Source organism: Chitinophaga solisilvae, assembly GCF_009928525.1.
Lineage (GTDB): Bacteria > Bacteroidota > Bacteroidia > Chitinophagales > Chitinophagaceae > Chitinophaga > Chitinophaga solisilvae.
Window position 1 is genome coordinate 406,359 of the sequence record NZ_JAABOK010000001.1, and the last position, 14,608, is coordinate 420,966.

Genomic DNA, 14,608 nt, shown 5'->3' on the forward strand with positions numbered 1-14,608 from the left:
GGTAATCTGTGCTTTTATCTATTCTTTACCTGCGGAATCAGGTGGATTTTTGCATCAGCAAACGATCAGAGATATGCCATTTGTAAACATTCACATCACCCGCGACGGGGTGTCAAAAGAACAGAAACAGCAGCTGATATCCGGCGTTACCCGGCTGCTGGAAGAGGTGCTGCAGAAATCGCCTGCGCTCACTTATATCATCATTACAGAAACAGATACCGACAACTGGGGTGTTGGCGGAGAACAGGTAACGGAAATGCGTAAACGAAAATAAAACAGCCGTATGAAAAGTAAGACAGTAATTGTAACCGGTGCTTCTACCGGTATTGGTAAAGCGATCACACAGTTTTTCCTGGAAAAGGGCGCTCATGTTATTATGAATGCTTCCGGGCGTGAAATGCTGGAGGCTACTTTCCGGGAGCTGGGCCAGCCGGCGGCGGCCCGCATCATTCCCGGTGATGTGAGCCTGAAATCAACGGGTGAGGAGTTGGTTGCCACCGCCCTGGACGCGTTCGGGAGCCTGGATGTATTAATCAACAATGCCGGGGTGTTTGCGCCGAAACCCTTCCTGGAGGTACAGGAAAGTGACCTGGACAGGTTCCTCCGCGTTAACCTGAAAGGTACTTTTTTCACTACGCAGGCGGCCATAAAAGCTATGCTGAGCCGCGACGGCGGCGCTGTTATCAACATCGGTACGGTACTGGCGGATCATGCTATCGGGGGCTTCCCCGCTTCTGCACCGGTAGCCAGCAAGGGAGCCATTCATGCGCTCACCCGTCAGCTGGCGGCAGAATTCGGGAAACAACAGATCCGGGTAAACACCATAGCGCCGGGCATTATCCGTACACCCCTGCAGGCAAAAATCGGGGTGGAAAATGCAGATACGCTCGCCGGTCTGCACCTGCTGCACCGTATCGGAGAAGGTAACCATGTGGCAGAAACAGCCTGGATGCTGGCTAACAATACCTTTATCACCGGTGCTACCATTCCGGTTGACGGCGGACACACAGCGGGGCATCATTTTTAATACCTGACAAACAATCATTCTATGTTATCGGAATTACAACAGGTGCTGGAAGATTATCAGCAGGGCATCTTTCAGGGAGACACCAACCGGCTTAAAAATGCCTTTCATCCCCAGGCCCTGCTGGCAGGGGATATTAATGGCGCTGAATATTTTAAAACGGTAGCAGAATACCTGGAAATAGTCAGCAACCGTAAAAGCCCCCGGGAAAACGGAGAACCCTTCCGCATGAAGGTCATACACACCGAAATGCTGGGCAACAATGCCATCGTTAAACTGCATGTTCCGATACTGGGCTACAATTACACGGACTATCTTTCACTTGCTGTGATAGGAGGGAGGTGGCAGATAGTGAGTAAGGTTTTTGCACAATAACTATCGTGCAAAAATTAGGTATGTAGAAGATAAGATTGGTTATTTGAGATTTGGTTATTTGAGATTTTGTACCCAATCATAATATTCTTTTGTACCAATAAGTACAAGGGAGATAATGATTGGGTACAAAATCTCAAATAACCAAATCTCAAATAACCAATTTATGGCAGCGTATTAAGGTTCACCACCGGCGTTTGCCCGGTGGCCGTTCTGGTAAAATTGGTATTGTAGTTAACGTAGTTGGCGAAGAAACCGCCATTTTTCAGATAGAAGGCGCCGGTGGCGTCTATTCCGCCGGCATAGTCTCTGCGCTGGTCGGCGGTAGCGGTGGCATCTGCGGTGAACCGGCCTGCAGTCAGTTCGCTCCAGGTGCCGGTAGTGGATCTTATCCATTCGTTGTTAATCAGCACTTTTCTGCCGTAGTAGCCGTTGTTGTCATTGAAATTCTCCAGGAAGGAATAGGCGCCGGTGTAGTAACTGGTCGTGTTGGGTCTTTTCCAGGTGGCGATAAAACGCCATGTGCCTGTTTCGGGGGTATATATCCAGGAGGAGTAGTCTGTGCCGCCGCTGCCATCGGGAAGGATGTGTGTGAGGAACTTGTAGGTGGTGCCGGCGGCCCAGTTAAAGATCAGGTAGCTTTGTCCGCCGGTGCCTTCGCCGCCGAAGGCATTGTCGGTAACGCCAGGGCCTTTTCTTACCAGTGTGGTTTTGCCGGTAGCAGGGTCCCATACGGAGAACAATACCCTTCTTTCGGTGGCGCTGTTTACCTGGATGCCGAAGTAGCCGCCGTCGAAGCCGTTACTCATAAAGTAGGAGCCTATCTTATCTTCTCCGGCAGGAACGGTCAGCTCATTATAGAACCATTCTGCGGTAGTGCCGGAAGGGATAGGGTAGCTCATATGAACGGAAGGGCCGCGCCTGGACCAGTAATAGTTGGAGGCGTCGTTGGCATATACTACATTATTGGCGGTAGCTGCACCGCTGATGACAATATGCGATACATCCCCGAAGTAGCTGCCGGACTTGCTGACGCCCTGCAGGTCTACCTGGATATACCCGGCGCTGGTAACATTGACGGAGCCGATGCTGTACGTCGTATAGGCATTGCCGGTAACTGTTTTATTAAAGGTGGTGCCATTCACGGTTACCTTGATATTACTGGTGCCGGAAGGTACTTTCATCTTCACGGAAATGTTCAGGGTGCCGGTGAGCGCTACCCGGAAATACGTACTAGTAATGCTGGCGGCGCTGGTCCAGTTACCCAGGCCGTTGGAAGTGATGACCTCTGCGCCTCCGGGGGCTTTGGTGGTTACATAGGCATTGCCGCCCAGTGGTACGTCATAGCTGGCGGCTGCCGGTAATGATTCCGTGGAGGCTAAAGCGGAACGTCCTTCGATGGAATTGGCGGGTTGCTTGCTGCAGGAGAAAAACATAACAGCGGATAACAGCAACAGTCCCGCGTGTAGCGTGTGCTTTTTTTTCATTGTCGACTGATTTGATTGATGATGAAATAGGCTGCCTATAGACAAGCCCTGTTAACAATTTTCAGGTTCAGAATTTGGTCGTCGGATTTTCTTTATTCAAGATAAGAATTTTTATGAATAATTACGAATTGCGAATTACGAATGTAGAAGCGGAGAATAACACGAAGATTAAAAGGGACATTTAATAGTAAATCCCTTTTAATCTTCGTGTTATTCTCCGCTTCTACATTCGTAATTCGCAATTCGTAATTCGTAATTCCTTGATTATTGATTACGGTTGCTGCTGAAGGAATCCCGGAACATCTTCCATCCTTTCGCGGTTTTCTTCCAGAGGACCAGGAATTTTCCATCGTCGAATAATTTTCCATCCGCATCAAATGATTGCCAGCGGCCAATTTCCGTGACATATTCTTTCCCGTCACCGAAAACGTCTGTGGTAATAAATTTACCGTTACGCAGGCCGATGTCGTGGTAGGCTTTACGGAAGAATGTCAGCGGGGCATCCTTACCACATAGTGCCGGTGTGCCGGGCGCCATGATGCAGGCATCTTCCGCATACCGGTCTATGAATATGGAGGAGTCGCCTTTGGCGAAGGATTCAAAGTAAATGGCGTTGCTGGCGGCTATGGCCTGTCTGGCTTCAGCGAGGCTGTTATCTTCAGGGGCAGTGGTTTGCTGACAACTGAATAATGCGCTGATAAGTGTAATGGCAATGATCTTTTTCATGATGAGCAGTTTGATGATGTAAAATTACACCGGCTGTCATCAGCAGAATTGTATAAAACGGAACAATCTAGCGGAGATCTATTGTTTCCTGCAGGGGGGAAGATTTAGCGGCATAGGAGTGGGGGGCCAGGCCGGTGAAGGACTTGAACTCCCGGATAAAATGGGACTGGTCGAAGTAACCGGCTTCATAGCCTATTTCCGTGAGAGACAGTTCCTGTTGCTGTATCAGCGAAAGGCTTTGCCGGAACCGGTGCAGCCGGTCGAAATACTTGGGGGTGGCTCCGGTATATTGCATAAACAATTTATGCAGGTAGCGGGTGCTCAGGTTATGCTGGCGGGCAATATGTTCAATGCTGGTGTCTGCTGTGCCGGAGGTAGTTTTCAGCTGCTGCAGAATATTTCCTACAAGTGCCATCTGCTGCGGTTTTGCTTTGACCTGATCCAGCCGCGCTGCCAGGTATTTTTCTATCAGCGTGATCTGTTGCTGCAGTGATGCGCTTTCCAGCAGTTGCTGATGCAGCTCCTGTATATCTTTCCCTAAAATAGCCGTGGTGTCATTCACCTGGTTGTTAAGCTCGAAGATATCCAGCTGCAGGAAACGCGCCGCGGTATGCGGATAGAATTTGATTCCCAGCATTTTATTGTTGCTGCCAATGGTCCGGACGGCGAGGGGAGCGGTGATCTGACCCCATAGCTCTATTTTTGCGGTGTCTTTAAAAACCTTGTCGGGCGCTGTTTTCCAGGTAGCGTCGCCGAGGTTGAAGATAATTTCCAGATGCCCGCCGGGCAGTACAATATCATCCATTTCCAGTTGTTCGGCTGACTCAAACAGGTAATAATGCTGTACATATGGTTGCAGTAATGCTCCGGGTTGTATTTCCTGGTAATTCATCTGACATGAAATGTATTACAAATTATTACTTCTGCGGGAAATGTCCAATTCCGTTTTTTAGTTAATATGGTTGACGGCAATTGCTTCCGGGCCGCTGGTGTATTTTTCCGCTGAGCAGATATACCGGTCATCTGAACAGATCTGAGAATGTAATTTTAAGTACATTTAGAGCAATCTATGCATTTTATGAAATCCATTTTATTATCAACTTTATGTATCAGCTGTCTGCTCTCTTCAGCTGTTGCGCAGGATACGGATAGTATTGCTGCCAGTTTTAAAGAAACGTCAGCGGCTACACGAAAGAATAAGGCTATCTGGGGTACAGACCTGTACAATAATATTCTGCTGATAGATCCTGTTACGCGGCAGGTGTATGCCAACCGGCCCGACAGCGCCGGGCTGCTGCAGAAAAGCGGATCCGTTTACACCGGTACCTGGCCGGTATCACAGAATATTGCCAATACCTCTGTGGAATGGTCCGGCTACCACTGGGCAATGGTGCAGCTGCCGCTGCCGAAGAAAACCGGCGACCGACTGAACCTGCTGACGCATGAACTGTTTCACCGGGCGCAACCCGGACTGGGCTTTAATACCAGAGATGCGCTGAACAATCATCTGGATACCAGGGATGGCAGAATTTACCTGCAGCTGGAACTGGCCGCCCTCGGAAAGGCGCTGGAAGCTACCTCGCCGGCTATACGAAAAAAACACCTGACAGACGCTTTTACGTTCAGGCAATACCGTTATAGCCTTTTCCCCGGGGCAGACAAGACGGAAAACATGCTGGAACTCCACGAAGGGCTGGCGGAATACACCGGCGTTATGATGAGTGGCCGTACGAAGGCGGAAACGCTGCAGTCCATAGCATTCCAGAAGCAACGTTTCCTGGGCGCCGGTACTTTCATCAGGTCTTTCGCCTATCATACCGTTCCGGTGTATGGCTACCTGCTGGCACAGACCAACCCCTCCTGGACACGCGATATAAAAGATACCACCAGCCTGGAGGCCTACTTCAGAAAAGCCTGGCAGCTGACCATACCCGCCAACCTCGGCGCTGCCGTAACGGAAAGGGCTCCTGCATACGATGGCCCCGCCATTATAGCCGCGGAAACTGTCCGCGAGGAAAAACGCCTGGCCGTAGTAGCTGGCTATGTCAAAACACTGGTGACGGACCCGCATACGGAAATCCGCTTCGAAAAAATGAATATCTCCTTTAATCCCAGCAATATGTTACCGCTGGAAAAATACGGAACGGTATACATCACACTGAGAATTACCGATAAATGGGGGGTGCTGACCGCCCAGGAAGGTGCATTGGTAGGCGCCGGCTGGGAAAAGGTATCTGTTACCCTGCCGGAAAGAATCAATGGTAACACCATCACCGGCCGGGGCTGGGAGCTGCAGCTCAACGAGGGCTACCAGCTGGTGAAAGATGATGCCGGACAATACAAACTGCAACGCAAATAGGTTTTTCCCAATCTCGAAAATCGTTTTCCCGAATTCACAAACGATTACTGACAGCATACTGCATTTTTGCATACAGGTCATGTGGATGATGACCTGTATGCTTTAATACCTGTATGTCAATTATCAATTGCGCTGTTACCGCGGGCCTGAACAGCCCGGACAGGCGCGCTCGTAGGGGCGTGCAGGGCGATTGGTGCCATAAAGGTAAATACCCTGTACTCAATTTATTTTCCCGGAAGCCTTTCAGCCGGCGTGCAGATCAGGTAATTCAGGCGGACGTGCCTGTTCTGTCGCTCAGTTGCTGAATGGCTTCCGGGAATTTTTTTATGGAATAATACCACCATGTATGGCTGATGTAAAAAATGTAAAACGCTGGTTCAATGTACATAAATGGACAAGCCTGATATGTACGCTGTTTCTGCTGCTGCTTTGTCTGACAGGGCTGCCGCTGATTTTTCACGAAGAGATAGAAACGCTGGAAGGCAAGGCCCAGGCAGCGCCGCCCATGCCGGCCGGTACTCCCAGAACCAGCCTGGATAACATTGTGCGGGCAGGAATGCAGCAACGTCCGGGAGAAGTCATCCGCTATGTTTTCTGGGACGATGCGCAACCCAACCTGGTGATGCTGAGCATGGCCGACTCCCTGAATGCGCCGCCGGAAGCAGGTAACATTGTAGTACTGGATGAACGTACCGCGCAGGTATTGCAGGAGCCCAAAATTGATGAGGGCTTCATATATGTGATGTTCAAACTGCATGTAGACATGTTCGCCGGCATCCCTGGTAAGCTCTTCCTGGGCCTGATGGGTATCCTCTTCATCATCGCGATGGTATCCGGTATTATGCTCTACGGCCCGATTATGCGCCGTTTCGATTTTGGAATGATACGCCGCGATAAATCCACCCGCCTCAAATGGCTGGACATGCACAACATGCTGGGTATCGTAGTGCTGGCCTGGACGATGGTAGTGGGCGTCACCGGGGTTATCAATACCTTGTCTGATGTAGTGCTGGGATTATGGCAGCAGGGGCAGCTGGCTGAAATGGTAGCGCCCTATAAGGATAAGCCGGCAATATCCGGTCCGCTGGCTTCCCTGGAGCAGGCGGTGAGTATTTCAGAAAAGGCGGCCCCACATATGGAGCGCCGGCTGGTAGCCTTTCCGGGTACTATGTTCTCCAGCAAACACCATTATGCCGTATTCATGAGAGGCACCACACCGGTCACTTCCCGCCTGGTGCAGCCTGCCCTGATCGATGCGGAGAACGGTACGCTCACGGATATGCGTGAAATGCCCTGGTATGTCAATACACTCTTTATTTCAGAACCACTGCACTTCGGCGATTATGGCGGCATGCCGCTCAAAATCATCTGGGCGCTGTTCGATATAATTACCATTGTGGTGCTGATCAGCGGACTTTACCTCTGGATTGCACGCCGCAAGGCCAATGAAGCCCGGCTCAACCGGGTACTGCAAAGCGAAGCCGTATTACAAAGCACAACAAATTAAAACGGTATGAAAAAAAATGAATTCCTCCACCTGTGGGGTATGCCGGTATTGCTCGGAGTGCTGATTATGTTCGGCCTGCTGGCGGCATTAACCGGAACCGGCATTTGGCACCTGCTTTCCTGGATCGCACTGTGCGTGCCACTACTAACCATCGTATGGTCCGTCTTCAAAAAGAACTAACCATTTAATATGTAGTTATTTTTTTATTTGAGATTTTGTGCCCAATCATTGTATTCTCTTGTACTGAAAGGTCCAAAAGGATACAATGATTGGGCACAAAATCTCAAATAAAAAAATAAAAAAATAAAAAAATAACTATTGTCTGGAAGATTCCTCTTTCATCTGGAGGAGGCATTCATGGCAGAGGCAGTCCTGGTATTGCGAGGAAATAAACTGCCGTTCAGTTTCATTCAGCTGTACATCAGCACAGTGACAAAGTAGTATTGATCCTACCTTACATTCAAACAGGCCGCCGCAACGGGGGCATGATTTTGTTTCGTGTTCACACATAATGACAGATAGATCCGGGCAACCGTAATGTGGCTATAAAGCCAGGTTAACAACCGGGTACTACCAAATGTACTGAATATTTTTATCTGCCGCTTCGGCTCAGGTACCTGGCCAGCGTATAGGCAATCGGCTGCTGTGTATTGTTTTCAAAATAGGAGTAGCCGGGGCTGGGATTTACTTCAAAGCAACAGATGCTGCCATCAGGAGTAAACTTCAGGTCTATACCGGAAAAACTCAGCTGCAGATGCCGGGTAAGGTTGATGCACCGCTGTGCAATATCAGGTGGCAGGTCAAACGGCCGGAGTACTGCATTTTCGCCTGTCTGCCTGGCGGCGTACCGGTAGTCGGTGGCATCGCTGTCTATACAAGTGGCAATCACTTCTTCCCCGATCACATGTACGCGTACGTTAAAGCCGTCGATAAACTGCTGAAACTGTACCGGGCAGTTCCTGATCCTGGAAAGATTTTTTTCATCTTCTTTCGTCAGTACCTGTACAATAGAGCGTATACCGCTGATGGATTTGTAGATGATTTTTCCATGTTTCGCCTGGAATGCCAGCACTTCTTCCGGACAGTTGGTAATCAGCGTTTCCGGAACGGAAAAGCCGAATTCCCGTATAATCTGGCACTGGTAAGGCTTTGAGCTGTTGGAGGCCATGGCAAAGGAACGGTTCACCACTTTTGCCGGCGTGATTTCTATCCACTGATATAATTTATCATGCAGGTCCCGGCAGTGTTGCCGGGCAGCAGCAGCATCTTTTGCCTTTTTAATTTCCGGTAGCTGCTGCCAGTCAATCAGCCGCGTATAGATGCCGGTGAAGGAACTGAGATCGAATTCCTTCTCCTCATATTTTAATGTTCCGTTGATTTGTCCGCCGCTGAAATCAAAATCCAGGGAAGCGCTTTCAAACCTGCGCTGGTTAAGCATCAGATAGGGGATGCCGAGTATGTCCAGTTCATCCGACAGCTTTTCCACCGGCGATTCCGAGGGGATGCCGCATAGCAGTATCATGATGTTTAATTTAGAAAGGTGCTGTAAATATGTTTCAGTAAGGCATCGCCGCCTGCAGTGAGATCGGGGAAGGAGCTGGCGTTGTGAAACAGCCATTTCCCGTTTTCATCCTGCCGGAAGCTGAATGATAACAGTTCATGCCCGGTTTGCTGTGCCAGCTGTATGCAGGCAGTGTTGATCTGTTTACTGATAAACGGACCATACACTTTCTGCTGAAAAACGATCAGCTGCCGCTGGTAAGGAGTGGGTGTTTGCATATCCGGCATGTCCGGACTCACCGCCATACCAGCTTTCAGGGCTATATCCTTCCACTGCAGCGGCGTAAGGTAATTCCCGCTCAGGCCCATGGCAGACGGGCGGTTGAATACTTTACTGTTGAGCGAATACAACCAGCTCAGGTAAAAGGAGGTCAGTTCCTGGTGGGCGAATTCATTTTCCTGCAGCGGCGCTTTTTTCCAGAACGGATGTTCCAGCAGCTGCAGGCGGTTGAATATCCTGTTCACCTCGTAGAAGTCGATATGCAGGCCGTTTTGCAGGGTAACAGCGGTGCTCACCTTATCGGTGGATACCAGGTGCTGCCATTTTCTGGCCGTCAGCAGTTCTTCCGGCGTGATGATATAGAGGGAAGACAGGCCCCATCTGCGGAAGCGGTTGTATACATAGAGGGCGGAGGCGTCATAGTGATGACAGAGAAACAGATTCATAAAAAAGAATTGAAGGGGTAACAGATCGGATAAGACAGATTATAGCGGATGTGTGTATCCGCTATAATCTGTGAAGGATACAGATATCAGTAGTTATTGTCAGCTTCCCATTTCAGCTGGGAACTGTCTGCTGCTGATTTTTCGAGATCGTCCTGGTTCACGTCTTCTTCGCCGGACAGGCCGCCCTGTGACAGATCTGGCCTGTAGGCAGACGCGATGAAGGAAGACAACTGTTGCAGCGCTGCTTCTATATTGGCGAGGCGTTGTTCCAGCAGGCCGCTGCCGGCTCCGTGCGCAGCAGGGTTTTCGCGTGGATTGCCGCCGCCCGGAATTTCCGCCAGTTCCTTCGGGCTCTTATCCATAACAGGCTTATGCTCTATTTCCTTGAATTCCTTTACTTCCTTGAGGTCTTTGTCTTTTATTTCCTTGAAGATTTCTTTCTTTTCCTTGAGTTCCTTTTCTTTAAGTTCTTTTTCCTTTATTTCTTTGATTTCCTTCACTTCCGCTTTCTCCACTTTTTCCTTTTCTTTTACTTCTTTCACTATTTCCTTTTTGTCTTTCTCCTTCACTTCCTTTACTTCTTTCACTTCCTTCAGCTCTTTACTTTCGCCTTTATCCTTGATGACGGATTTAAGGGTGGAAGTACAGAGTTTGATGTTCAGTTCAGAGAGTACATAGTTGATAGGATTGATGAAAGTATAACCGGATTCATCGCCGGCAAAGAGCAATCCTATTACCTTGTTGGCCGCATCCACCACTACAGAACCGGAGTCGCCGTGGTCGCTGAATTTGGGATTGCGGGAAGTATCCGGGCGGATACCTATCTGGTTGCTGAGGGTTCTGACGCCGATGCCGTCGCCGTAATCTACCTTGATGGTAGCGCTGATAGCATCCACAAAACCGTAGGTGAGCAGGGTGGTACGTCCGCGTTTACGCACAGGCGCATTCAATACCGCGGTAGCGGTACCTTTCACCTTGCCGATATCAACGATTTCGCAGAGCGTGCTGCGGCCGCTAACGGTGCTGACGGCGCCGTCTACGTGTCCGCTGAGGACAGCGCGTTTCAGGGCGCCCACATTACTGGCGGACGTGCCGCCATCCACGCGGCTGGGCTGATCCATCTGATCGCCTACGTGCCAGCCGGTGTCAACGCACATTACATGGAAATTGCTGAGCAACAGGGTTTCGTTGGTGGTGGCATCTTTGACGATAGCGCCCAGCGTGCCGGTGTACACATAGCCGCTGATTACCCGGTCCGGACCTATGCTGATGCCGCCTTTGAGCGGAGTATAGGTGCCGGTATCCGCAAAAGCAGTGATGGCGGTATCTGCTACGGGTTCTGACAGCACCTGCGGATAATAGATGCCTTCAATCACATCTGTAGGAATACCTTCAATGGTTTTAGGTACTTTTTCCTTTGCAGGTACATCGGTTTTTTTCTTTGCCACGTGTACACGAATGGCAATTTCATCGGTGCGTTTACCGTCTTTGTACTTGTAGCCTACATCTACTGCGGTAACGCCGGGTTGGTGCAAAAAGGTGGCCTCTGCCTGCTGTTTTACCTGCAGGATCTCATTTAACTTTTTCATTTTCTGGGGTTGTTTGGGGTTAATGAATCATGGGCAAATTATAAGGGGGTTATCTTACGTACTTCAATAATGACTGGAACCTGCTCTTCAGTAGATTTAATACCCAGCGTATGTGGGGTGATACCCTCACGGCGTACATAAACTTTTACGCAGGGAGTGCCGTCGGGAGTGGTGCTTACCGCAACGCCGCTAACATCTTCATGATTGATAATCCGGGCTTCCACAGCATTTCTGGCCGCAGTTGCCTGTTCAATGGTGATACCCATAATGAAGCGTTTTTGGGAAAACAATACTAAAAAAATAATGATAACAATAATAAACGAAGCTGATGGTGCTTAGGCTGGTAAGGTGACAGTTTGCTTTGCTGATGAATATTCGGACCGGTTTATCTGGGGTAACTGGTACAAAGATAGGACATTTTAGCAAATACGCGCCAAACGTATTTATACGCAAAATTTATCAATCGGTTGCTATGAAACATTATTTAAGCAGATGGATGGCTTCCATGAATGGTTTCATATAGGCGTCACCGATAGGTATGTTATGGGCGCCGATAAAGATACGCTGCCGCTCTATGCTGTCAATTTTATCCGGCGCCGCCAGGTAGGATTTATGTACCCTGATAAAACCATGGGGAGCCAGCAGCTCTTCAAAACTGCGCAGGTTCTGGAGGGTAAGGATTTTATGTTTGGGCGTTTGTATGGCCACGTAATTCCGCAATGCTTCTACAAACAAAATATCTTTGATATCTAGCCGTATAATACGCTTGTCGGTACGCACAAAAATGTATTCCTGTTTCGCTGGTGCAGGCGTGGCGGCAGTAGCGGTTTTACGGTTAATGACGCGTTGCACGGCACGGGCAAATCTATCAAAGGCAACGGGTTTGAGGAGGTAATCCACCGCTTCCTGGTCGAAGCTGTCTACGGCATATTCATCGTAAGCTGACACAATAATGATGTCTGTGGCGCCGTTTGCCAGCTGCATAAACTCTATACCACTCAGTTCAGGCATCTGTATATCCAGGAATATCAGGTCCGGTTTTTCTTCCTTCATAAAGGCCAGCGCTTCCAGCGGATTGAGGAAGCTGCGCAGCAGCTGAAGGTCAGGCGTTTTCTTGATAAAGTTTACCAGCACCTGTACCGCCAGTGGTTCGTCATCTATCACTATACACTTTAATGCCATAACTTATAAGTTCACTGCCAAGGTACAACAATATTCGGTTTCTGTATCTGTAATCCGCAGCTGGTGCTGATCCGGATAAAGCAGCTGCAGCCGCTTGCGTACGTTCTCCAGGCCAATGCCGCCGGTTTTATCACGGTGATAGGTGGATTTGTAATTCCTCACACTGAAAACGAGTTGCCGGTCTTCATATGCCAGGGTAATGCGGACGGGCTTTTCCGGCTGGTTGGCGATACCGTGTTTGAAGGCATTTTCTACAAACGGTACCAGCAGCATCGGTGCAATGTGTTTATCCGGCAGCGTTTCCGGGATCCCAAATGCCACGCAGCTGTCGCAACCCGTGCGCAGCCGGTGCAGGCGCACAAAGTCGAGCAGGTAATTGATCTCCTCCCGGAGCGGGCTCCTGTAATCTACGTCTGTAGGCTGTTCTACCATATAAGCCAGCAGCTGCGTCAGGGTTTTATTGGCGGTAACCACTTCCGGAGAACCGGCCAGCGCCAGGGAATAAATGCTGTTCAGGCTGTTGATGAGAAAATGCGAGTTGAGCTGCATCTTCAGAAATCCTGACTCTGCCTGTAACTGCTGTTGCTGCAGTTGCGCACGGCGTTTATCTTCTTCCAACCACAGCAGGAAAAAATGTACGGCAAATGCTCCTGCCAGTATGATAACGTTGACCCAGAAATCGCTTTGGATAAATTCCCCGAAAGATTGATACAGCTCAATTCTTTTACGCTGTACAGGATCATACCGGTGACCCAGGTGTAATGTTTCTGCCAGAAAAATATACCTGGAAATAAAATATTTTATCAGCGTAAAACAGGTGAAAACAGCAGATGTCTTCAACAGCAGCAGCTGCCATCTTCTGCCGGTTAAAAAAGGAGGAATAATCCATCGGTAGAAAACATAACATTGCAGGAAGTTGAGTAACCCGAAAACGCCTGTGTTGACGTGCATCCTGCGCAGACCAGCCGGTGAGAAGTTAGCCGCCGTCGCCAGTGCGATGCCATATAACAGGAGCATCCACAATAACATCAGTAGTAAAAACTGCCGGGTTTTATGCATAGTACGGATATAGTTTTGCGGATAAAAGATGGCTGACAGCCGCAGCCGGGGCAGGGGCAGCGGACAGCGACACGGTATGGGAAGTAACCTGCACGGCAATGATGATAGTTCCTGCCACCGCCGGTAGTTGCTGCAGGTATTTTTCCATAGCGTCCTGCAGTTGCAGCGGCGTCACCAGCATATCCTGTTCTTCCCCGGTGATGCGCATCTCCAGCTTTTGCAGGGGATGCAGGTAACTGCGCAGCGTAAGGTATTGCTGAAAATAATACAGCTCTTTTTTCAAACTTACCTTTTCCTGTTCTACCGCCTTGTCATACAGCATATATCTTAACAGATCCGATAGTAACAATATTGCTTTTACGCCTTCTTCGCTGCGCGTAGCCTCGTTTGCCAGCACCGGTGTGAGCGCCTGCAACTGTTGCAGCAGCAGGGCAGACCCCTGGTGCATACGTTCAAAGCGGATATGTGCGCGCGCCACCGAATCCGTCAGCTGCTGATCCTGCTGATCACTATTGCGCCATTGCAGAAAAAGCCGGTAGGCGTATGCCAGCAAAGTAACACCCAGACCAGTTTTCATGGCTTTACGAAAGTATTCTCCGAAAGTATAATAATTAGGTTGTTGATTGATTAATGAAAATGTTTTGATAAGAATGATATCCCGGAAGAAGAGGTCGCCGATTAAATATTTCAAAAGCGAAAAAAAGACAATAGCGGCAACGGCATACAGCGCCACGCGCATATGCAGCCTGGATTGCACCGGACGAGGAAACAGCCCGAATGCCAGCAGATAAAAAAGCTGGAAGTTGATAAAGCCATACAATATCTGCGGAATGATCACATGTGGCAGAAAGGAGGGGTAACGCCAGCCGTTTCTCAGCTGAGGCAATGCATACAGCAACACCAGCGCCATGCAGATGCCCAGGTGTATCAGATACCGGTATGGTTCTTTGTATTTCATGATTAACAGCAATGAAGATAAGCTATGTGCCAGGAGAATGGCCGCCTGTATCCTGATTTTTTTTTCGTACCTGCCAATTCCCTGATTGTACATCCAGGCTTCCGGTATGTCCATATAAT

The 14,608-nt window shown here is 49.3% G+C and carries 17 protein-coding genes; 6 read left to right on the plus strand and 11 right to left on the minus strand.

Features of this window, described 5'->3' with window-relative positions:
• Window positions 1-73: 73 nt before the first annotated feature.
• From GWG06_RS01380 to GWG06_RS01390, 3 genes are read left to right on the plus strand one after another with little or no spacing between them, the layout of a single operon-like run.
• Complete coding sequence (locus GWG06_RS01380) at window positions 74-274, plus strand: tautomerase family protein (RefSeq protein WP_160710913.1); 201 nt, start codon at window positions 74-76, stop codon at window positions 272-274.
• A 9-nt stretch (window positions 275-283) separates the two neighbouring features.
• The gene (locus GWG06_RS01385) at window positions 284-1,027 is read left to right on the plus strand and encodes an SDR family NAD(P)-dependent oxidoreductase (RefSeq protein WP_160710914.1); all 744 of its coding nucleotides are present in this window, start codon (window positions 284-286) and stop codon (window positions 1,025-1,027) included.
• A gap of 21 nt (window positions 1,028-1,048) precedes the next feature.
• Window positions 1,049-1,399 (plus strand): nuclear transport factor 2 family protein, encoded by a 351-nt coding sequence (locus GWG06_RS01390; protein ID WP_127043633.1) that lies wholly within the window; start codon window positions 1,049-1,051, stop codon window positions 1,397-1,399.
• Between the two features lie 161 nt (window positions 1,400-1,560).
• On the opposite strand, the gene GWG06_RS01395 is transcribed toward GWG06_RS01390, so the two are convergent.
• The 3 genes from GWG06_RS01395 to GWG06_RS01405 form a co-directional block, all read right to left on the minus strand.
• Entirely contained in the window at window positions 1,561-2,883 is a 1,323-nt protein-coding gene (locus GWG06_RS01395; protein ID WP_202182919.1) for a DUF3472 domain-containing protein, read from the minus strand.
• Between the two features lie 264 nt (window positions 2,884-3,147).
• Window positions 3,148-3,609 carry a YybH family protein gene (locus GWG06_RS01400; RefSeq protein WP_127044418.1) on the minus strand — a complete coding sequence of 154 codons (462 nt, stop codon included), beginning with the start codon at window positions 3,607-3,609 and terminating at the stop codon, window positions 3,148-3,150.
• Window positions 3,610-3,676: 67 nt separating this feature from the next.
• Window positions 3,677-4,501 (minus strand): helix-turn-helix transcriptional regulator, encoded by an 825-nt coding sequence (locus GWG06_RS01405; protein WP_160710915.1) that lies wholly within the window; start codon window positions 4,499-4,501, stop codon window positions 3,677-3,679.
• 186 nt (window positions 4,502-4,687) lie between these two features.
• On the opposite strand from GWG06_RS01405, the gene GWG06_RS01410 reads away from it, so the two are divergent.
• From GWG06_RS01410 to GWG06_RS30415, 3 genes are all read left to right on the plus strand, one after another.
• A complete protein-coding gene (locus GWG06_RS01410) occupies window positions 4,688-5,968 on the plus strand; it encodes a hypothetical protein (RefSeq protein ID WP_160710916.1) in 1,281 nt (426 codons plus the stop codon).
• A 346-nt stretch (window positions 5,969-6,314) separates the two neighbouring features.
• Complete coding sequence (locus tag GWG06_RS01415; protein WP_160710917.1) at window positions 6,315-7,475, plus strand: PepSY-associated TM helix domain-containing protein; 1,161 nt, start codon at window positions 6,315-6,317, stop codon at window positions 7,473-7,475.
• Between the two features lie 6 nt (window positions 7,476-7,481).
• Complete coding sequence (locus GWG06_RS30415; protein ID WP_173962723.1) at window positions 7,482-7,655, plus strand: hypothetical protein; 174 nt, start codon at window positions 7,482-7,484, stop codon at window positions 7,653-7,655.
• A 135-nt stretch (window positions 7,656-7,790) separates the two neighbouring features.
• Here GWG06_RS30415 and GWG06_RS01420 read toward each other — a convergent pair whose 3' ends face one another.
• The 8 genes from GWG06_RS01420 to GWG06_RS01455 form a co-directional block, all read right to left on the minus strand.
• Window positions 7,791-7,985 carry a cysteine-rich CWC family protein gene (locus GWG06_RS01420; protein ID WP_160710918.1) on the minus strand — a complete coding sequence of 65 codons (195 nt, stop codon included), beginning with the start codon at window positions 7,983-7,985 and terminating at the stop codon, window positions 7,791-7,793.
• An 82-nt stretch (window positions 7,986-8,067) separates the two neighbouring features.
• A complete protein-coding gene (locus GWG06_RS01425; protein ID WP_160710919.1) occupies window positions 8,068-8,997 on the minus strand; it encodes an ATP-grasp domain-containing protein in 930 nt (309 codons plus the stop codon).
• A gap of 5 nt (window positions 8,998-9,002) precedes the next feature.
• Window positions 9,003-9,701, minus strand: coding sequence for a hypothetical protein (locus tag GWG06_RS01430; protein WP_160710920.1), 699 nt, complete (start codon window positions 9,699-9,701; stop codon window positions 9,003-9,005).
• Between the two features lie 86 nt (window positions 9,702-9,787).
• Window positions 9,788-11,290 carry a chymotrypsin family serine protease gene (locus GWG06_RS01435; RefSeq protein WP_160710921.1) on the minus strand — a complete coding sequence of 501 codons (1,503 nt, stop codon included), beginning with the start codon at window positions 11,288-11,290 and terminating at the stop codon, window positions 9,788-9,790.
• 38 nt (window positions 11,291-11,328) lie between these two features.
• Complete coding sequence (locus GWG06_RS01440; protein WP_127039928.1) at window positions 11,329-11,556, minus strand: hypothetical protein; 228 nt, start codon at window positions 11,554-11,556, stop codon at window positions 11,329-11,331.
• A gap of 214 nt (window positions 11,557-11,770) precedes the next feature.
• Entirely contained in the window at window positions 11,771-12,472 is a 702-nt protein-coding gene (locus tag GWG06_RS01445; RefSeq protein ID WP_160710922.1) for a LytR/AlgR family response regulator transcription factor, read from the minus strand.
• Window positions 12,473-12,475: 3 nt separating this feature from the next.
• Complete coding sequence (locus GWG06_RS01450; protein ID WP_160710923.1) at window positions 12,476-13,531, minus strand: sensor histidine kinase; 1,056 nt, start codon at window positions 13,529-13,531, stop codon at window positions 12,476-12,478.
• Window positions 13,524-14,603 carry a histidine kinase gene (locus GWG06_RS01455; RefSeq protein ID WP_160710924.1) on the minus strand — a complete coding sequence of 360 codons (1,080 nt, stop codon included), beginning with the start codon at window positions 14,601-14,603 and terminating at the stop codon, window positions 13,524-13,526. The genes GWG06_RS01450 and GWG06_RS01455 overlap by 8 nt, the downstream gene beginning before the upstream one ends.
• Between the last annotated feature and the right edge of the window lie 5 nt (window positions 14,604-14,608).